The following is a 19,760-nucleotide window of genomic DNA, read 5'->3' as shown; positions in this document are numbered from 1 at the left end:
TCGAGCAGCGTACAATTTACCGTGAGAACAAACCGAGGTGATACCAACAATGAAGCATTCGTTTGGAGGGCCATGGACACAGATCAAGCTGGACATGCTGCGCCGTTACCTGATGGCTTTCAATACGGCGCTGCAATACAAACCCTACCCTGCCAACCCGTTCCGGCGTATCTACATCGACGCTTTTGCGGGGACCGGTGAATGCGAGATTAAGTTCAACGAGCACACGGTCGAGTCGATCGCTGGTTCCGCTAAGATTGCGCTCCAGGTGGAACCCGCCTTCGATGAAATCCACTTGATTGACTTGAACGAAGTACATGTGGCGGAGTTGCAGCAGCTTGCCGCAGGCAGAGGTTCGCATGTCCACGTACATCGCGAGGACGCCAATGTGGCTATCGACACGATCCTTGGTCAGATCGACTGGAAACGCAGCCGTGGTGTGCTGTTCCTGGACCCGTACGGCATGAACGTACCTTTGGCGACCCTACAAAGGGCGGCAGATACGCGCGCCTTAGATGTGTGGTACTTGTTCCCGCTCTCGGCCGTCTACCGGCAAGCTGCCAACGACTTTTCGAAGATTGACGACAGTAAGCTTGCGGCCTTGGATTCGGTCCTAGGCACCCGCAGCTGGCGCGAGGCGTTCTATCAGACCGAAGGGCAGGACAACCTACTTGGCGTGCCGCCGCGGCTAGTGCGCGTGGCCGATCCCGAGGGAATCGCGGCATTCGTCCAAGCACGCTTGGCCGGGGTCTTCACAGGGTGGGTGAGCGATCCGCTCTTCTTACGCTCGAGCAAAGGTGCCCCGCTTTTCGCTCTATTTTGTTGCATCTCTAACCCGGCCGAGAAAGCCGTCGCCCTGTCACGCAGGATGGCCAGTCACATCTTGGGGAACTTTGACAAGGCGCCCGCGCCAGCCAAACGCCCTACCGCTGCCAGCCCGCCACCGCAAGGCGATCTGTTCGGCTAGAAGGTAAACAAAGTCCGCTGCAGCGGTGGCACGATCCGGTCACCTGCTCGGATCTGGCGCGCCGAGCGGCGCCTTTCGCCTGCTGAGCCAAGCACCTCGACAGTCCCATGGCCAAGCAGGCGCTCGATCGCCTCCTGGTAGATTTCGCTGGTCGCGGGCGACTCGTTGCAGGTGCTGACGTAAAGCGACTCGTAAGTCACGCCCTCGTCATGCGCGAAGACGATCTTAGGAATCTGTTCCATCAGCGCCCTGGTGCTTTTTTCGCGGGCCGGCCCGTCGAACTCAAAGCCCAGCACCCCTTGCTTCGCATGCTGATGGTCGAACCGCGGGTCATAGCCAAGCAGGTTGAACATGTCCAGTCCCGCGCCGGCATAGTGAATGAAGTAGTTTTGGTTCTGCCAGTGCACGTCCGTCATCACGTCACGGGCGCGGTGGTGCTGGGACAGGTGAATCAGCCAGTAGTCCCCGTGGCCTTGCTTGTTTCGGATGAAAAATGGTGTGAAGTGCTTTGCTCCGCACTGCCGCACGAGGGATTGATAAAGAGAGGATTGAATGAAAAGGCGCCAGTCCTTGTCGGACTCCTTGATCTCTCGGATGGTTTTGCCAGACAGGAGGGTTGGGATACCGATCTTGCGCAGGCTGTTGGCGAAATTCTGCTCGTTGGCGTAGTTAAGAAGTGAATCGACGCCGAAGGTTAGAATGACCTCGGCGCCAGGTAAGCTGTGCAGGATCTCGCGAATGACGGAGGTCGGCACGGCGTTGTAGCCGAACTGGTCCAACGCGAAGATCGAGCGTCCATTGCGCGGACTCTTCTTGGCGATGAACTCGATGATGGCCTTGGCCTCGTTCAAGAAGTCAGCTCGCTGGACAAAAATGTCCTGGCCGATCCGGTGCCCATGCTGGTATTCGGTCAGCACCTTGAGCAGGTGTTGGTGGGCCGCTCGGTTGGACTCGATGAAAAAGTAGCTCAGATCGAAGCGTACTGGATGAATACGATCACGGTTGACTATGTATTCCGCCTCACGCGCCGCATCGAGGAAAATTAGTGGAGAGCCGCGCACTATCTCCTTCGTGTCCTCATGGTAGTACAGCCCACCTCCAGCGAAACCGTCCACAAGCGTGAGCTTGAATTCGTCGCGGCGACCGCCAATCAAAACCTGAAAGTATCGAGCCAGATATGCTTGTAAAATCCGGTGCTTCGCGATGCTGTGCTGCGCGATTGCGGCCGGCCCGTGCTCCCAGGTATATTGGCTCTGCATCAGTGGATGGTCAGGCGGCCGTCGCGGGCATCTCGTCGTAGGTACGCCCATTAATCAGGCGTCCGTTGGACTTCTTCGCACGGCGCTTACCATCGGCACCCCAACCTCCCCATTGCTTGAAGAAGAAGGCCGCGTTCTGCTCTTCACATTGTTCCTGAATCGACTCAACCCATTCCTGGCGCATGGGGCGCGCCTTTGGACCGGACTCACCGCCCACGATGACCCAATGGATATTGCGTAGGTCCATCGCCCCCAAGTCCTCAAGCAACGGTTCGACCGACAGAAAGCGCACCGTCGCGTTGACTGTACGCAGGTGGTTAATGCGCGGCAGGCCGTATTTGCGGTCCTCGACGGAAACTCCGAGCCAGGCGTTAGCCGGGGCCACGCGACTTTGGAAGTATTCAGCCATACGATCCGCGCGCTTCGTCAGGATCTGGAATGTGTGCCAGTGCGCTTTCACGATAACTTCGAAGACAAGGTCGATGTACGCAAATGGCACGCCTTCGTGGAATAAGTCCGACATTGAGTTGACGAAGTAGACAGTCGGCTTCTTGCGACCCAGTGGATCGTCAAGGCGCTTGGGCAGCAGGGTCAATTCGAAACCGTTCTCATAGCCCGGCGCTCTCATGGCGCGGAGCCGTTCAGCCATCTTCTCTGCGTAGCAGTTCTTGCAGCCCGGGGAGATCTTCGTGCAGCCTACAGTGGGGTTCCACGTCATCTCGGTCCATTCAATCTTCGTGCCAGTAGTCATGCTTCCTCCGCGCGTCCACGGTTCTTGAGTTCCTGCCTGATCGATCGGATGATCGCCTCACGTTGCGAGATCCCGTGACGCTCGCAAATTGCCTTCAAAGCGTTCATCGTACCTTCCGGCAACCACTCTTGCAGTCGCCGAAATCCTTCATCGCGCATCCGCGCACGGTACGCATTCTGAGCGCTAGCCAATTGTCCCGCGCGCTTATTCGCATTCACCACTTTTTCCTTTGCCACGCTCGTCGCTATGTCCGGTCTGATTACACGGTAATCATACATCCATTTTTCTGGAACAAGAGAAATTTCAAATTTTCTGGAGCAGAGACGAATAGCAGAGCACGCGCTTTGAACGTGATTCAGCGTAGGGTCGCACTAGGGCGAGGAATCAACCGATCAGCGCCCATGACGACCGCATATCTCGCCAAGTTGCTCCGTTGACTGATGAATCCAACCACTGCAGTTCGGCATTAGAACAATTTGGCTTGAGATGCGACATACCTCGCATTCGGAAAGTCCAAATCAAACCATTCGATGTCGTTACGTAACAGCCATTTGAACGACCGGCGCGCGACAATGCAGAATTCACTCCGCAATGGCAACGCACAGCCTCCGTAAAATCCTCTCCTTGTTACTTCGTTCGAGCTTTTGTTCCATCGAATGTTCTCTCAGCCAATTTGAGATTCCAGCAGCCGACCAGCTGTTACTGAAAGGTCTTCACCAGACTTGCGCTCAAGATAGAGGCGTGCGTTGAGACGAGTACCCTAACAGTCCGCTTCTGGCCCAGGCCGTGTCAAAACTCGAGAACGAGACGCGGTCGCTGAGTTGTACAGTTTGAGTGTAGTTCTGGGGTATAAGGACGCGCTCCAGGCGATGTAATCCAGTTTCTGCATCCTCAGCAACGCAGGAAGAGAAAACGGCCGAAGCAAGCCTTGCAGCGTCAGAAAATGGGCGTATGCCCTGATCGCGGCAAGCATTCCGTGCATGCCAAGCAGGGTCATCAAGCGTCTGAAGTTATAGGCGAGCCCGTGCAAGCTCATCTCGGTCTTCACACGCTCCAGCCCTTTCGTCAGGAAGTGCGTCGATCCCATCCATGCCTTGATTGTTGCATACGGGTGCTCGACGGTCGAGCGCCGGATTCGCATGGCATCTGGAGTCTGCTCGAGACGCGCTTGCATCTCGTCGAGCACGTCCTGATGTTCCCAGCGGGTCACCCGCCGCTGCGAACTCGGCGTGCACTTGTCCTTAAGAGCACAGCCTTTGCAGTTTGAGCTCCAGTATCGATGGTTGGTCATGCCTTTCTCGACACTGGCGAAGCGCCATATCAAGGATTCGCCTGCCGGGCAGCGATACTCGTTCTTTTGCGGGTCGTAGATGAAGTCGGCCTTGTCGAATCGGCCGTCCGCTTTGGCCCCGGAAGTTTTCGTAGGGCACCAAAGCGCAGATGCCCGCCTCATGACAGGCCAGGATTTCTTCACCTTTGAAGTAGCCGCGATCAGCAATTGCCGTAAGGGTCGTCGTGCGGATTGCAGCGCGGGCTTTCCTGGCCATGCCAGACAATTGGTCACGGTCGCTGCCGGTATTCGTTACCTCGTGTTCGACGATCAAATGATGCTTGGCATCGACTGCGGTCTGTACGTTATAGCCAACGATTCCTGAACCGCGCGTCGTCATCGAGCGCGAGTCCGGGTCAGTTAGCGAGATCTGCGTTTCGCCAGTCTCTATCAGCTTCGCTTCAATTTCCTTGAGCGTGGCCATTTGAGATTTCAACGCTGCGATCTGGTCGTTCAAACGAACGCTTTTCGACTGCGCAGTAGCCGGCTCTTGCCGGTCGGCCGTGTCGAGCTCCGCCAGATAGCGGCTGATGTTCGCCTCGATCTCCGCCATTCTGCGCTTGAGTTTGGCATCGGTGAAATTTCGGTCGCTGCTGTTGACGGCCTTGAACTTGCTGCCGTCGATCGCGACCACCGCATCCGAGAAAAGATCCATTTGCTGGCACAGCATGACGAACTGGCGGCAGACTTTACCGATCGCCTTGCCGTTATCTTTTCGGAAGTTCGCTATCGTCTTGAAGTCAGGCGCCAGGCGTCCCGTCAGCCACATCAGCTCGACGTTGCGCTGAGCCTCCCGTTCAAGTCGCCGGCTCGACTGAATGCGGTTGAGGTAACCGTAGATGTAGAACTTGAGCAGCACGGCTGGGTGGTAAGCCGGCCTGCCAGTTTTCGTCGGCACTATCCGAGCGAAACCCATGTTGGCCAGATCGAGCTCGTCGATGAACGCATCGACTACACGAACCGGATTGTTCTCGGCCACGTAGTCGTCCAAGTGCTCGGGCAGCAGCGTGCCTTGTCCGCGTTCGTCGCCCTCAATAAAGCGCTTCATTTAGCACCCAAAGTGATGAGATACTGGCTCAACGTTTACTGATGCGATTTCGTTTACATAGCCCTACGTTTTTACACAGCCTGGGCCGGCTGCTACCGTTCAGTGTACGACAGCTGTCGTATGCAGACTGTAACGTTGAACCTTGGATCCGCGAAGCTAAAAGCCTTTGACACCGCAGCAATGCGATAAGCAGGACACTCTACCGCTCTCTCGTCTGCAACTTCCGGGGTTACTGTATCGAAACTTTGGCTCTTGATAAGCGCGAAAGACTTTGAAGAGTCTTGTTCCTGCGCTTTACTGGCAGTAGGCGTTCGCGCAGGCGCTGACCGCTGAACCCCAGCGCCACCAGTAGCAGCACACTAAGCAACTCGCCTGATGAAATGACGTGTAAGGACTGTGTCGCTGAAAGCGTTGTAAATTTTACACGCAGACGAAAATTTTTGTTCAGTGAAGACAAAATTATTGTACTTTTGCTCATTCATGCCTTCGCTTGTTTTCGAGGGTTGGGGAGTATGTCAAAGTATCGCGTCTTATTCGTGTTGCATTGCTGAGTACTTGTCGAGTAAAAGGAGTCAACAATGGAAAATCACAATACCCATTCATCCGCAAAACTCTCTGTAGGCGCTGCGACGAATATCCCTTGGGATCCATTTTCGGACTGTGTTGCTTCAACACGACCTAAAAATGTGGTAACGATTTCAACCACGCGGTATTGGCAAGAAATTATCGCCGGTGCTGTTGCCCTCGCAAATGCGTATTCAATGATTTCAGGGGCTGCAGGTAGTGGAAACGAGGCCCAGTTTCGAGCCATTCAGCAAGCGCTAGATGATATTCGTCGGGCGATTGATCAGGTAAATAACAGTCTTATCCGAATTATGGAAATGCTGTCCGATCTTCCATTGCGTATTAGAGGAATAGTTGACGAGTCCCTTTTCAAAACGACAATGGGGTACGCACAGGCGTATGCTGGTGATGTTTCAGACTTTTCAAAGGATGCCGTTGTCGATGAGCACCAAGATGAATTGGCCCAAGCCTTAATTCTTCTCAACGGTGCTCTGGGCGGAATAAAGGGTGTAAAAGGTCTCACTGGTGTATTTTTAACCGGACCTTTGCTTTCGACATGGTTATGCGGTGCGGTTGCGTTAGAGCGATCAAAAATGCGTGCGAAGCCGGGCAATGTGCCGTTATCACCTTGGACAAGAACTAATATACTGACGGCTAAAGATGACTTCGAAAAATTTTCGTTTGACGTACACGATCTAGACCCGCATTATCGAACGGAGACGATTCCGAAGTTCCCAAAACATGGTCCATTGCTCGCCAGGGTCGTTGAACCCGACGGAACCTTATTTCTAAGGAACCGTGGTGCTCAAGAAATCGGCGATAAGCGTGATTATAAGCTGCAATGCCCCAATGGACATGACGTAGAAAGGCTGCAGCAGAGAGACGTTTTTGGAAACTGGATTGATGTCACTGATCCTTTGTCCAGGGAACTAACTGAAAGGATTCAGTTAAGACGCGTAGAAATACTTTCATTTTTCGACTTCTATCCGCAATTTACTGCCGTCGAAGCAAAGATGGCGAACGCGTTTATCGAACCGCCCAATATTTGGAGTTAAGTTTACGGTGTGTTGCAAGTCTTGACCTGAAACTGCTGTTTGCACTTCATGGTTGTTAGCAAACGTTGCTACCCGTGCTGCTTACATCCGCAAGACCGGTAAAAGCTGCCCAAATAGTCTCAGCGCGAACGACAATAACGAGCACCCAAAATATTATCTATGTGGGTTTTCTGTACTATCAAGCGCAAATGGAAAATTGCGTTTGATAACGATAAGTGGCTTCATCGATTAGGTCCGCTTCGGGTCGTAAGCCGCCGGTCGCTGACGCAATGTATAAGGTCAGATCTGAGCTACTACAAGTAAAATTAGTTGTTAACGCGGACAAACGGGGCGGAAAACGCTTCCTTTCTCTGCCTGCATCTCCTGTGCGAATCATTGACGTTGTGCGTGAGCAAGTTGAACTCTTCCGTCAGGGGAAACGGTAAACTAAAGGCGGCGGAGCTAGCTCGACACCGGCTATCTGCGAAGATTTATCGCAGGCAAACTGCGTGTCGCTTGACCTGAGTGGTTGTCCGAATCTAACCCTTACGTCTGCGCTTACGATGCTGCTGGGATCGCGCTTGTTGTAGGTAACGGTGATGATGCCTGTTCCGGTATTCGGGCAATATTAGGGATTTTAAATGGCTCCGGCAACGATGTTCGTTTTTGACTGTTCGACACCGAGCACACCGATTCCTGTAGGTTCGTTCGACCTAAAAGCCGATGGTGATGGCCTGTTCACCTACGGAAAAACCTACCTTCAGCGTCGCAACGCGTTCAGCATCGATCCTCGGCATCTTCCTCTACGAGGCGACGAAATGCAGTTGCCGAGGCAGCCAGACAACACGTACGGAGTGCTTTCCGATTCTGGACCGAATTCATGGGGGACAAACCTTACTGCTCGGCTGCTCCGGAAGGTTCACAATCCACTGCCTCGGAACGCCGTCGAGTGGTTTCTGCAGTCGAAGCACTTCGGCTCCGGCTGCTTAGCCTTCGTCGCCACACCACATTCGCAGCTGCTGCTTGGAAAGGTGCAGGTTCGCTCGAATGATCTCTCGCCCAGGCTGTTCGACGCGTTGGACGATTATCTGACCGATCCAGATCAAGCCTTGGATGCCGAGACAGTGACCCTGCTCGTTCCAGGGGGCGATCTGGGTGGCGTACGGCCAAAGACGATTGTCATGCACGATGGGCAGGAGCACATTGCGAAGTTCAGTAGGCCCGACGATCTTTACGATGTGCCAGCCGCTGAATACGCAACACTGCGGCTCGCGTACATGACTGGAATCACGGTCCCGAACTTTGAGCTGCGTTCGATCGGCACACGGTCGGTCTTGCTGGTGGAACGGTTCGACCGGACCGAAGATGGCGGTCGAATCCATTACCTGAGCGCCAACAGCTTTCTACGGCCAAAGCCTCTTAGCGAAGATAGGCGGGAGTACCAGACATCCTTTTCGTACGCCGCGATTGCCGAAGCGCTCCGCACCTATAGCGACACTGCACTTGAAGACGCGCACGAACTCTTCCGTCGGATGGTGCTGAATATCGTGGTTGGGAACGTGGACGATCACCTGCGTAATCACGCCCTACTAATGGCGAAACCTGGTGTTCTCCGGCTGTCGCCGGCCTTCGATATCTGCCCGCAGCTGGAGGCCCCTTTTCGCGGCCAAAACATCGGCGTGGGGTCTCACGGCACTGCAAGTACAGTTGAGAACGCGCTGTCTCAATGCGAACGTTTTTTCCTTAGGCGTGAGGAAGCACTGAAGATCTGGGCCGAAGTGAAGGCCGTTACGTCAACGTGGCGCGACGTGTTTGCGGAGGCCGGAATCAGTCAAAAAGACCGTAACCGTCTGGCGGGCTGCTTTGCAGTCGCTGACGAAGCAACGGCTGTAGTGGTGAATCTAGGAGACGCGGGAACACACAATGAAGTACTTGGACAGATCAAAGCTCCACTGCCCAGCACCTAAGCTGTAGTCGACAGCCGCTCGCTTGGCGTGTCCACAAAGGAAGGAGCGACTCGCTGGCGGCTGTTCTTAGCGATGCGGTAATAGCGAAGCAGCGGCATCGATCCGGTTGGCCTTACTGACCCGGTGTAGCCGCAGATTCGGGTCCTTGTGCGACCGTTTTCGATGGGTCGTTTGCAGCGGGCTTAGTATTTGGCTGCACTGCTGATCGGGCCAATTCAATCACTTTGTCTGCAAAGCCAGGAACACTCCTCATTGCCGATTTCACAAAGTCTGAGGACGCCAGTTCATGCCACGGCGTGCCGTGATTGTCCATTTCGACAAAGCGCAATGGCTGTTCATCGAGTCTGGTCAGCGCGGACGCCAACAGACGTGCTTCCATGTCTTTGTCAATTCGAGCTGCTTCTCTCCGATATCCTTCATATGCACGTGAAACTGAAGCTTTGAAGGCGTAATCCTCTGACAGGCGGAAGCGTTGATTAATCTGTTTTGTTGCCATCCAACCGAACCAAATTGGAGCCCCGACCGATAGTGCTGCCAACAGCAAGTTGATACTCAACGCCCAATTTGTCATTGCAGGACTCTTGAGAAGCTCACCAATCTCATGTACCCGTTGGGCTCCAAAAAAAGCACCAGCAATCAGCGCAACTATAAACGCCGCTGTCCAGATCCACATCGAGGTGGCCAAAGCCTTCGAGCGCTCGGTAAATGCCGCTGCTAGGCCTTGGCTCGTGGCTGCCGCATAGGCCGAGTGACAAGCCTCGAGAACGGACTTCGCTTCGGCTTCGTTCGTCGACAGCCTGGCCATCACTGCCGCCACCGCTACCTGATCCTCCGAGATAGAATCCCTGTCGATTTGGGCTGCCTCCAAAATTGCAGAAAGCTTATTCCTACCTTCGGACAGTGCGTCCAGGTCGAGCGGCAGTTGATCTGCGGCTTGGTAAGCTTTCTCGATCCGCTCGACCATTTCTGTCAGTTGTTCGGAGCGTGGATCGGAGTCATTTAGTCGGCTTTCGATTGCTCGCAGTCGCGTAGTAATTCGCTTCGTTGCCTGGCTGATCTCTTGCGCGACTTCGTTGTCTGTCTTCAGGGCCGGCGCAAGCGCTTTTGAAAGACCATTCAGCGTTATGAAAAATGCAGGTGCGCCAGCGCCCGGATTGCCGGGAAAGTTTGGAATTGTGGCCTGCCGCAAATAAGCTAGCCGTCGAACATAGTCTCCAATCGGCTTTTCATGGATTCCGAGATCTGTCGGTGCGCGCGTGCGGATCAAATCGATTCGCTCATTGACCTCAGCAACCAGCTCATCTTTTGTAATCCCTGGAAATGTCCAGTTATTCTGTGCGATTGAAAACGGTTGGTCACCGGGGAACGCTTGGAGTGCAGAAACGATTTGCGTTAGTTCGTTCAGAATGTTTTGCAGGGTCTGATTCACGATAATTAGCCTCGAGACAACAAAAATCAAAGAATAACATCTCAGGGCACCATTCGTGGCAATAATTGCGATCACTAACGAAGCCAATTTGGCCTATGTTGCTGAGTGAGCGATGTCACTTATTCCTGCGTCGGGATTCATTGAGTGCTCAGCTAGACCAAGAGTTACACGCGCAGTAGCCCAATCCTCTTCGTCCTGCTGGGTAACATCGTCCCAATAAATATCATCTGGCCCGACGCCACAGTCGCACCATCCCTCCCGTTTGATTAAGTCCGCAAGCGCCCAGGCTGGTTTAACGCACTTCAGAGACCCCGCCTCACCACCTTGAATGCCGGGGGCCATCTGCCTAAACCATTCAGTTGGCAGCGCTAGGACGCTGAATCGTTCAACGTCAAAAACCCGTTCCGCAGCGTCTACAGCGACAGTGGAGAGATACGGGATCTGTGTGATCCAGCCGGCGCGCCGCAAGGCCTCAATGCCCATAACTACGGTGGATGGCATGATCATCCGCAATGCCGGTTCCCAATTTGGATATTTCGAGGCGGAGAGATTTGCATAAACGTCTGTGGTAGAGCTGAGTCGTTGAACTTGGCCGACGAGCATCCAATGGTGGAGACGCTGTAGAGCAACCTTCGAGCTCCAACCTAATCTAAGAGTCAGGTCGGCAACGTGAAAAACTGCCGGCAAGGAGTGTAGGCCACCTTGTTCGGATCGAACTTTGTTTTGAATATATTTCATCTTGTTCAGTTCCGGAGTCACCGATTGGATGGCCGAGTATAAAGCGTTAGTGCACTCGCAAGGAAAGGGCGAGATAGTTGGCGGTACAATTCAAAGGCCACAAATACATATCGCGATAGCGACATGACGATCAAGCTAGTGTACCCGAGCACCGACGAGCTGCAGGCTTATCTCGACGACGGAATCACCTACAGCAACAATGACCAGCCCCACAAGGGCAAGATGTGCTTTGGGCGCACTCCGGTGCAGCCCCACATCGACCGAAAGGACGCGCCGCGCGACAAAATCCCCGTCGGATAACTGCCAGATTTGGTCGCGATACCTACGGCTAATCCTGGTCCAAGCCGTCCGTATCAGTCCGTTTTCTTCTTGAGTGCCCAAATTTTTTTAGTTTCCCTTCTAGCAACAACACGCGGGACTCCAATTTCTCATTCCTCAACTTGAGGTCCAAGCACAGAAGCGACAAAGTCTTGGCCTTCAGTCGAAGTTCCTTAAGCTCCGCTAATAAGTCCCGGTCGCTTGCAGTCTCTCGCACCGCGCCTCGGCCGGGCGACTTATTCGTCCCGTTTATCTTGTTTACTAAATCTGGATGGGAGCTATAGAGATTGGCTCGGCTGACGCCGGCAAGCCTGCAGACCTCCGAGACTGAAATGTGTTGCCCAGGGGACTTATTTAGCAAATAGGTAAGTGCGTTCTCGACCTTTAACCTAACATCATATTCAGATTGTATAGGCTGCGAGCTCATCTTTGATTTTTTGTTTTGATATCGCAGGGAGTCTCGTTGAGTGAACGAAGTACTTGCGCGGATTCGCTAAGACGACACTGCACGAGGACCTTTGTCTGCTCAGGTACTCCTGTTCTTTGCAAAAATTCCTCTTCCCTCCGGTAGCGTTCCTCCCACCACCCCCGAAATTTCTCAGTTATAGCAAAGTTCTGACAACTCGAGCATGTACTCGGACATCTATTTATCGGGTTAGGCCCAGCCGCAGTTCCCCTACAAGCCGACATATCCTGCTCATAAAGGCAGTAACCCCAATCACAAGGAGCAAGCTTGACCCCTTGTTCGATCATGCGATCAACGATCGTTCGGAGTGATGTTCGTCCGCCGAATTTTATGGTGGCCTCCGCTGCCTTGCGAGCTCGTGCCAACGACGCAGCTCCTTTGCCGCCAAGCGTTGCACCCGAAAGCATATCCATGAGACCCTCTGCAAGATCTGCGCGATTTTCCTCGTTAAGCATTTCTTGAAGTTCAATATCGCTACCTACGTACGCGCCGTCCAGAACAGCCCCATACAAGTGACCATAGTGTTGAACTAGAGCCCCTAGTGCTCGCTTATCGCGACACATTACAAAACGAGCAAAGGTTTTTCTTCCCTGATGCGGGTGAATGTGTCCGTGGAATGGTAAAGCTCGATGTGATGATCCCGCAAAATTTACCAAGAGTTTGCTCAATGTTGTAAACGAGGGAACAGTCATACGCGTCGAGGATCTAGCTCGAGCTCCATTCCCAGAAAATGACCTAAACAGATGAGGCGCATTCTCTAGACTGCCTCCCGCCGACTTATGCCGAGCTTCCAACAATGCGATTGCATCAACAACAACCTCAGGTACAACCCAATGTCGAGAACTGCCCTTTTTCTTCGCTGCGATGCCATTAATGTACCGATAAGTGGTACCTGTATCGTGGCGCTCTTCGGTAACACAACCCGATTTTAGAGAGCGGGCCTCACTTATCCGAACACCGGTAAGGAACAGTATCAAGACGATCGTGGCTCCATCGGCTAACTTTGTGGCGCGGCGCAAGACCGCTACGACATCCTCTTCCGAAGATCTTAGGACCTGTCGTAGCCGAGCGTAGTCCTCGCTGCGTGCGATCTCCTGATAAGCTTGGTTTGTACACCGATAGATCTGCTTTCGTGTTAGCCCCACTGTCCCTCCAACTCGTCGATGTACCTCGGCCAGGATATTGTTCAACAATGGGGCAGCCGTTTCTATCCACTGCAACGCATCCTGGATGAGTGGTTTCGCTACTTCAAGCTGGACTGGTGACCAACGCTTCAAATCGCTACCAAGCCCCGTCAACGCCAAGAGTTCTTCACATTTGTCTGGATCGATACGGATGGGGGCAGTGTAGCTTTCTCGAACTATCCAAACATCACGAAAAAAGCTGATCAGGGAGGAAATACTTTTGGATCGAATCGACGCCTTTTCACTCAATCTTCGAGTGATAATTTCCTGAACATATTCGATGAGGTCGAACTCTTCTAGCTGACTGAGTAACCAAATTTCCCTTTTCGCCATCCACGAGGCAAATGCCCACAGGCGCCGTTGCTTATTGCGAACCGTGTTGGGGCTAAGCTGGCCAACCTCGCTCTCCGACTTCTCGAGTAGTGCTTCCAACAATTCGCGCAAACTTTTTTTTAAATATAATCGCTGATGTTTAGTCCCCGCACCCTCGAAATCAAGGTCATCCCAGATTATCTCTCCGGCCGTTTCAGAGCCAGCATATGGAACCAGTTTCCAACGTTTCGTCGATACCTTAACTACGCTGAGCATGCTTACTCCAAAAATGGCACTTTAACCGTACCCACTAGAGCGTGGGCCTTTTCAATCATCCGCGGGCTGGTTTGGGGGAGCAAATCCTCCTCGATAATTTTCTGAATGCCACCATACAGTTTCCTAAAGCGTTCCTCCCATCCTTCGGCGATTGCCCGGTTGCGTGTTTCCGTTAAGACAGAACACGTCTTTAGAAGCTTCGCAATCACCACAGCATCGTCCAGCACAACAACGGCACCTGGACAAGTTGCGCATCCTTCAAACTTCATGCAACGCTTTCCTTGTTTCGTTCCCTCAACTATTCCTGCAAATGGATCCTTGCATTCAAATCCAAAAACAGTTTCTGCATAGGTGGTTGGTGATGGAGCCTCGGAATTACGAACATCGCGTATAGCTATCGGCGCGCCAGTTTTTGACTCCCTTACCAATTCCCCTTGGAACCTATTTATTAATCGATCATTACTCTGAGCCAATGATTTCTGAACATAGGCGGTTGTTGTACTGCGAAAGCGATGGTTCAGTCGCCCTTGTGCTAACCCTATTTCTCCAGCCTCCTCAACGTGATATACAGCGCCGGTAGCTCGGAACTGCTTAAAATCAAAAATAGGTAACTTGTTTCTGGCTATGAACCTTTCCAACAAGTTGTGCAACGTCTGGTGACACGGCAAGGTTGCGCCACTTCTTCCACTGGCCAAGAAAAGCATATCGCGTTCACTTGGCTTAGCTCGATCAACTAACAGGCCGTTAATTTGCAGCAACTGCTCGACAAGCAGAGGTGCGCTTCTCGGCTTTATGATGGAAAAATCAGCCACTTGCTCGCGGTTCGAACGTTCTTTCATCCATACTATTCGTCGACGGTCATCGCGCAAAGGATTGGGTCTGACACAATCGCGTTTTAGCTCACGCATTGACATTGGGTTGCCGCTACATTGAATCAGGATTGCGAGATAGAAAGGAAAAATATCTTCTGGGGAGGGTTCTACTAGTCGCTTGAAATTATTATGGCCGTACGACATGAGGATTTTTCTAGGAACTCCTTTCTTTCCTGCAAGCTCAGGCATGCTTGGGAAATGGTTGCCGCCTAGCAATAAAAGCTGTGTTAGGGCCACATTTAGTCTTTTGTCGCTGTCGTTGAGCCCCTCGCCGGCAAGTATGCGCCTCCCATATTCCATGCGTTTTACGACATCATCGATTTCATCGTAGCACGCCGCCAATATGGTTTTTACGACGGGCCGCCCAAGTACTGGAAGAGACTCAGGCTCATTTCTAGGAAAAGTAGGAACATTTAAAGAAATACTTGGGTCAAGTATCTTTGTCGTATTTCGAGAGATCCAAGCAATATGTCGCTTGACATCATTAATGTGGGACTGACGCGTCGAATCGATAAGCTTTTGATTTGATAACCATGTTCGAAAGTGCTCCAGAATTTTCCTATCGAGTGGAGGCAGAACAACAGGTTCGCCAATCTCGACCAAGAAGCTTGCAAACTTTCTTATGCATCGCCAAGTTTGACGCCTGGATTCTAGCGAGTTCTGGCCTGTCAGCGCTTCGAAAGCATCCTTTAACGCTACTGCTAAGTTTGCGTCAATCCCAAGAGACCCAAAATCAACTTCAGTTCGCGTTTGGCCGTACCTATCTTCGATTTTCACAACGAGTGTGGCCGCTACATTCTTCATATGGACGCCCCGTAAAGAAAATCTAAGGCCTCAGCAACCTCATCAGAATAGACGTCAAGAGCTCGAAGATAGATCTCTGTCGAAGCTAACGTAGAGTGCCCCATTAGGACCTGTAGCGTTTTGAGTGGGTTAATCTCTGCCCCAGCCTGCGCCTGTTGCTGAAGAATCTGCAAAACTGTAACAGCAAATGTGTGGCGAAGATGATGTAATGTCGCCTTACTCCCAACCTCATCTGCGCAGTCACGAAAGACCCTGGAGACCTCTTCTCTTTGTAGGCTATGGCCGTTTTTCGTGAGAAATACTCGGTGCTCCGCGCCTCGCCGCGCCTGGGGACGCGTCGTATGGATGTACCAACGAGTATCGTTCATTAATGGAGCCGGCAAATATGTTGAAACTAGACGTCCTCCCTTTCGCAGGACGTCTAGCGTCATCATGCTTCTGTTATTGCCAGCGAAAGAAACGGTATCAAGCTCCTCCTTGGTCAAGTGACACAATTCCATTCGTCGAAGCCCGGTTGTAACGGCCCATTTGAAGAGCAGTGAGTAGGGTTCGGGGGCAATAGTTATCAGTTTCTTTAAGTCGGCAGCGGAAAGAATTTTGGGGAGCCGCTGTTCAGGTCGTAACGCTGAGAGAGGACGAGAACACCTACGGAACGAACCATGACCTGTGAGCTTCATAGAACCAGCATGTGCGTGGGCCCACTGTCCCAATGGGCTTTCAAACCGGTTTGTTCTTACGCCCCACTCGTGAAATCGCCGAGCGGTTTCCACTCGAGCAACCACGGTGCTCTTCGCAGCTCGAAAATTCGACCCATGAGCGGAGGCTCGCCCCCATATCTCATTGCGGAACAGTTGCAAGTCTTGCTCCGTAACATCAGTCATCTCTAACTCTTGAAGCTCCAGATAATTCAACCATGAAATGATGGAGTATCCGTATGAGCGAACGGTATCGCCAGTCAGACTCTTGCTTTTCAATACAATCTCGGCAAGGAAATGCGTGCTATGCCAGTGCACTTCGCCAATTCGATTCATGACGATACAGACCACCGGGACCTGCCTCAGCCACTGAACGTGGGTTTTTACGCCCAAGTCCTTACAAATCCCCTCCAGGAAGTGAAGGTCAGAGGATGGATGAACGATCGTCAGACTGTACTTGCTCATGCTATTCATTCCGTTTGTCGCGGTGCACATGGTGGATAGATACGATCCGTTCAGACAAAAAGTCTTGGGCCATACCCTCCGGCATCTGGCCCAGCTCGGCATGTCTCAGGACAATGCGCGCTTTTTGATACTTGCGACCGAAGCGCGCTGACACTTGGGAAAACTGATAGATCGATAAGGTGTCGTTCGAGTCGCTGAAGATCGTCCGGGCCGCGGCAGGTAGCCGAGCAATCATACGGGAGGTATTTTTCCAGTGCGCAATACAGACAGAAAAAGTCATGTAATGCCGGAGTTCGACCGCCGCGTCATCGAGGTGCTGCGCGAACCGCTCGAATCCGGCCACATCACCGTCTCGCGCGCGGCGCACCAGGCCGATTTTCCGGCGCGCTTCCAGCTGATCGCGGCGATGAATCCCTGCCCCTGCGGCTGGCGCGGCCATCCTTCGGGCAAGTGCCACTGCACCACGGATGTCGTGCAACGCTACCAGGACCGCATCTCCGGACCTCTGCTGGACCGGATCGACATGCAGATCGAGGTCGCATCGATACCGCCCGAGACCATGTCGGCCAAGGCCGATGGCGAGACCAGCGAGGAAATCGCGCAGCGGGTCGCGCGCGCCTACGCCCGCCAGCTCGATCGCCAGGGCAAGCCCAACCAGCAACTGTCGACGCGCGAGATCGACCGCTACTGCCGGCTCGATACCGTCGCGGACCAGCTGCTGCGGGGTTCGATGGCGCAGTTCCAGTGGTCGGCGCGGGCCTACCACCGCGTGCTCAAGGTCGCGCGCACGATTGCCGACCTGGCCGGCTCGCCACGCGTGTTGCACGACCACGTCACCGAGGCCGTGCAATACCGGCGCGGCCTCAAGGAACGTTGAGCTGGTTGTCCGCGCGCGGCCCTGCTACCATCCACGGATGCGAATGCGTTCACTTTTAGTCATCACCACGGCCGTGGCCGGCATGGCGCTCGCCGCCTGCAGCCCGAAATACAACTGGCGCGACTATGCGAGCCCCGAAGCGCCCTACCGCGTCATGTTCCCGGGCAAGCCGGCGACCTATACGCGCGCGGTCGACCTGAATGGCTTGAGCGTCGACATGACGATGACCGCCACCGAAGTCGAAGGCGCGATGTATGCGGTCGGCACGGCGCAGGCGCCGGACGCAGCGCAGGCGGCTGCGGCGCTGTCCGCGATCCGGACGGCCCTGTTGCGCAACATCGGCGCCACTGCCACGCGCGAGAAGTCGAGTGCGAGCGCAAGCGTGTCCAATGGCACGGCCAGCGCATCGTCGTCGAGCGATGTCCGCGCGGACGGCGTACTGAATGGTGTACCGATGCGCCTGATCGGACATTTCGAATCGCACGGCCGGCGTATTTACCAGGTCGTCGTGATGGGACCGGCCAAATCGATCGAGGCGGAGCCCGCGGACCAGTTCATTTCCTCTTTCAAGGTTCAGTGAACTGCGCAGGCGTGCGCGTGATGCCGCTTCACGCCAGTCATGTTATCGTTTCTTATCCAGACATTAAGGAAAGGCCGCCATGCTAATCACATTCAGATCCAAAGCGTCTCCCGATGTCATGATGTACAAGGAGCACGCCAGGCGGATTCTCGATTTGCTGGGGAAGGACGTCGACCGCGGCGTCATCACGGCAGCGGAAGCGCCCAACGCCGTCACCACCATCGAGCGCGAAATCGCGGAATCGCGCCAGCATCAGGCAACGTCCGACGTCGAGCAGGATGTGCGCGCACATGGCGACGACGACAAGGAACACGAGAGCATCGAGACGGTGAGCTTTTCGACCCGTGCCTATCCGCTGCTCGAAATGCTGCGCCAGGCGCGCGACCACAAGGCCGATGTCATGTGGGGCGTGCTTTAATAGCGAGTGCCTTCCTTACGCCGCATACGAAAAAGCCCGTCCATGTTGAATGGACGGGCTTTTTGCTTCTGGCCTTCAGGCTGATAGCGCCGTTGGCTGGTCCTCGCATATCACACGGTCGCGGCCATTTTCTTTTGCGCGGTACATCCGGCGGTCGGCAATCTCGACCAGCTCCTTCCATTCTCGCGCGCGATCCGACTTGCGCTCGGCAATGCCGACGCTGGCGGTAATCGGACCGCCTTCCGGACGTGTGCCAAAACCTGCGGCGCGCAAGCGCTCGATGGCGACTTGCGCCTGCATCAGCGACGTTCCCGGCATGAGCAGCATGAATTCCTCGCCGCCCCAGCGCACCAGCGAATCGCCATGGCGCATGTGATGGCCCAACTGCGAAGTCATGGCGGTCAGCGCGCGGTCCCCTTCCTCATGGCCGAATTCGTCATTGATATTCTTGAAGCGGTCGAGATCGAGGAAGGCGACGGAAAATGGCGCATGCGCGCGCGCCGCATTGGTGAAGTGCAGGTCGAGCAATTCCATACCGCTGTTGCGTGAAAAAGCCCCCGTCAGCGGATCGCGAATGGCTTGGCGCACGAGCGCAATCATGAAGGCGAGCTGGCAAATGCCGGCCAGGCCCGCAACGCCGGCGATCAGCAAGAGCAGCCAGAATGCGCCGGCAAACGATGGCCAGTCCATCGCGGCCCAGCGCAAATAGCCGGAAACGGCCTGGCAAATCAGGATGGGGCTGGCGACGACGAAGGTTTCGATCAGCGTCAGCGGAAAAATGGCGAGGCCGCCGAGCAGCACGAAAGGCAGAAATGCATAGCCGGCGCCGATCGCGGCTGAAATGCCGCTCAGCTGGTAGAAGGTCAGCAGCGTGTGGGACGCGACATAGAACACCGTGGGAATCGCGAACAGCAGCGCAATCGCTCGATAAGCGTTGAACAGGTCGCCGTTGGAACGGTAGCAGACCACCAGGCAGGCGAATGCCACGCAGGCGGCGAAACGCATCAGCGCCAGTTCGCTCCACAGCTGGAAAGGGAAAACCACAAAATCGACGATGCTCCACAAGGGAGTCAATACCGCAAACAGGAAGGCGAACAGGCGGACCCGGTTCACGATCAGCACGGCACGGCGGCGCGCCAGCAGCGACAAATGGCGGTGCGGCGACACGAGCCACGCCAACTCACCTTCATCCAGTTCGCCTGGCATCAGGCCGCCAAGGCGATGCCAGTGGAGCGCAAGCGTGGAAATCATAGGCACTTTCGGTTGCGGCTTTAGCGCAATCCGCGCCTCGCCCATTACTCAGTCAGGATACCAAGCTGGCAATGGTAGTTTGTGCAGAGCAATAAGTCATTGATCTCTGGTCAAGATGCTTGAGTAAATTGCACGACTATTGGTGCAGTGCGCAG

15 protein-coding genes and 2 pseudogenes are annotated in these 19,760 nt (G+C 54.1%); 7 read left to right on the top strand and 10 right to left on the bottom strand.

Annotation, left to right across the window (positions count from 1 at the left end; all coding sequences use genetic code 11):
• Window positions 1-49: 49 nt before the first annotated feature.
• On the top strand, window positions 50-967 hold the full coding sequence (locus NX778_RS22135) for a three-Cys-motif partner protein TcmP (protein ID WP_258813973.1): 918 nt from the start codon (window positions 50-52) through the stop codon (window positions 965-967).
• On the opposite strand, the gene NX778_RS22130 is transcribed toward NX778_RS22135, so the two are convergent.
• The 4 genes and pseudogenes from NX778_RS22130 to NX778_RS22115 form a co-directional block, all read right to left on the bottom strand.
• Window positions 964-2,226: a three-Cys-motif partner protein TcmP gene (locus NX778_RS22130; protein ID WP_258813972.1), complete on the bottom strand. Its 1,263-nt coding sequence runs from the start codon at window positions 2,224-2,226 to the stop codon at window positions 964-966. The two genes, NX778_RS22135 and NX778_RS22130, sit on opposite strands and share 4 nt — an antisense overlap.
• Window positions 2,227-2,236: 10 nt before the next feature.
• Window positions 2,237-2,977, bottom strand: a complete 741-nt coding sequence (locus NX778_RS22125; protein ID WP_258813971.1) for a DUF5131 family protein — start codon at window positions 2,975-2,977, stop codon at window positions 2,237-2,239.
• Window positions 2,974-3,213: a RepB family protein gene (locus NX778_RS22120; RefSeq protein WP_258813970.1), complete on the bottom strand. Its 240-nt coding sequence runs from the start codon at window positions 3,211-3,213 to the stop codon at window positions 2,974-2,976. Before NX778_RS22120 ends, NX778_RS22125 begins: the two co-directional genes overlap by 4 nt.
• 716 nt (window positions 3,214-3,929) lie before the next feature.
• A pseudogene (locus tag NX778_RS22115) lies at window positions 3,930-5,355 on the bottom strand (IS1182 family transposase); the annotation flags it as partial.
• A gap of 578 nt (window positions 5,356-5,933) precedes the next feature.
• Between NX778_RS22115 and NX778_RS22110 the strand changes: the two are divergent.
• Window positions 5,934-6,974 carry a hypothetical protein gene (locus NX778_RS22110; protein ID WP_258813969.1) on the top strand — a complete coding sequence of 347 codons (1,041 nt, stop codon included), beginning with the start codon at window positions 5,934-5,936 and terminating at the stop codon, window positions 6,972-6,974.
• Between the two features lie 620 nt (window positions 6,975-7,594).
• Window positions 7,595-8,920: a type II toxin-antitoxin system HipA family toxin gene (locus NX778_RS22105; protein WP_258813968.1), complete on the top strand. Its 1,326-nt coding sequence runs from the start codon at window positions 7,595-7,597 to the stop codon at window positions 8,918-8,920.
• Between the two features lie 112 nt (window positions 8,921-9,032).
• Here NX778_RS22105 and NX778_RS22100 read toward each other — a convergent pair whose 3' ends face one another.
• Entirely contained in the window at window positions 9,033-10,349 is a 1,317-nt protein-coding gene (locus tag NX778_RS22100) for a hypothetical protein (RefSeq protein WP_258813967.1), read from the bottom strand.
• A 93-nt stretch (window positions 10,350-10,442) separates the two neighbouring features.
• Entirely contained in the window at window positions 10,443-11,087 is a 645-nt protein-coding gene (locus tag NX778_RS22095) for a hypothetical protein (protein WP_258813966.1), read from the bottom strand.
• Window positions 11,088-11,210: 123 nt separating this feature from the next.
• On the opposite strand from NX778_RS22095, the gene NX778_RS22090 reads away from it, so the two are divergent.
• A complete protein-coding gene (locus tag NX778_RS22090) occupies window positions 11,211-11,387 on the top strand; it encodes a hypothetical protein (RefSeq protein WP_258813965.1) in 177 nt (58 codons plus the stop codon).
• 441 nt (window positions 11,388-11,828) lie between these two features.
• Here NX778_RS22090 and NX778_RS22085 read toward each other — a convergent pair whose 3' ends face one another.
• The 3 genes from NX778_RS22085 to NX778_RS22075 are packed head-to-tail and all read right to left on the bottom strand — an operon-like array spanning window position 11,829 to window position 16,479.
• Entirely contained in the window at window positions 11,829-13,643 is a 1,815-nt protein-coding gene (locus NX778_RS22085) for a site-specific integrase (RefSeq protein ID WP_258813964.1), read from the bottom strand.
• A gap of 2 nt (window positions 13,644-13,645) precedes the next feature.
• Entirely contained in the window at window positions 13,646-15,319 is a 1,674-nt protein-coding gene (locus NX778_RS22080) for a hypothetical protein (protein ID WP_258813963.1), read from the bottom strand.
• Complete coding sequence (locus NX778_RS22075) at window positions 15,316-16,479, bottom strand: tyrosine-type recombinase/integrase (protein ID WP_258813962.1); 1,164 nt, start codon at window positions 16,477-16,479, stop codon at window positions 15,316-15,318. Before NX778_RS22075 ends, NX778_RS22080 begins: the two co-directional genes overlap by 4 nt.
• Before the next feature lie 283 nt (window positions 16,480-16,762).
• Here NX778_RS22075 and NX778_RS22070 point away from each other — a divergent pair.
• The 3 genes and pseudogenes from NX778_RS22070 to NX778_RS22060 all read left to right on the top strand — a co-directional run.
• Window positions 16,763-17,356 (top strand): annotated as a pseudogene (locus NX778_RS22070) (ATP-binding protein); the annotation flags it as partial.
• Window positions 17,357-17,399: 43 nt separating this feature from the next.
• On the top strand, window positions 17,400-17,936 hold the full coding sequence (locus tag NX778_RS22065; protein WP_258813961.1) for a hypothetical protein: 537 nt from the start codon (window positions 17,400-17,402) through the stop codon (window positions 17,934-17,936).
• Window positions 17,937-18,015: 79 nt separating this feature from the next.
• Window positions 18,016-18,354 (top strand): DUF1840 domain-containing protein, encoded by a 339-nt coding sequence (locus tag NX778_RS22060; protein ID WP_258813960.1) that lies wholly within the window; start codon window positions 18,016-18,018, stop codon window positions 18,352-18,354.
• 75 nt (window positions 18,355-18,429) lie between these two features.
• On the opposite strand, the gene NX778_RS22055 is transcribed toward NX778_RS22060, so the two are convergent.
• Window positions 18,430-19,605, bottom strand: coding sequence for a GGDEF domain-containing protein (locus NX778_RS22055; protein WP_258813959.1), 1,176 nt, complete (start codon window positions 19,603-19,605; stop codon window positions 18,430-18,432).
• Window positions 19,606-19,760: the final 155 nt, after the last annotated feature.

This window comes from Massilia terrae (assembly GCF_024753145.1).
GTDB classification, from domain to species: domain Bacteria; phylum Pseudomonadota; class Gammaproteobacteria; order Burkholderiales; family Burkholderiaceae_D; genus Telluria; species Telluria terrae.
The sequence above is the reverse complement of the archived record's forward strand: the minus strand, read 5'-3'. Positions and strand labels throughout refer to the sequence as shown.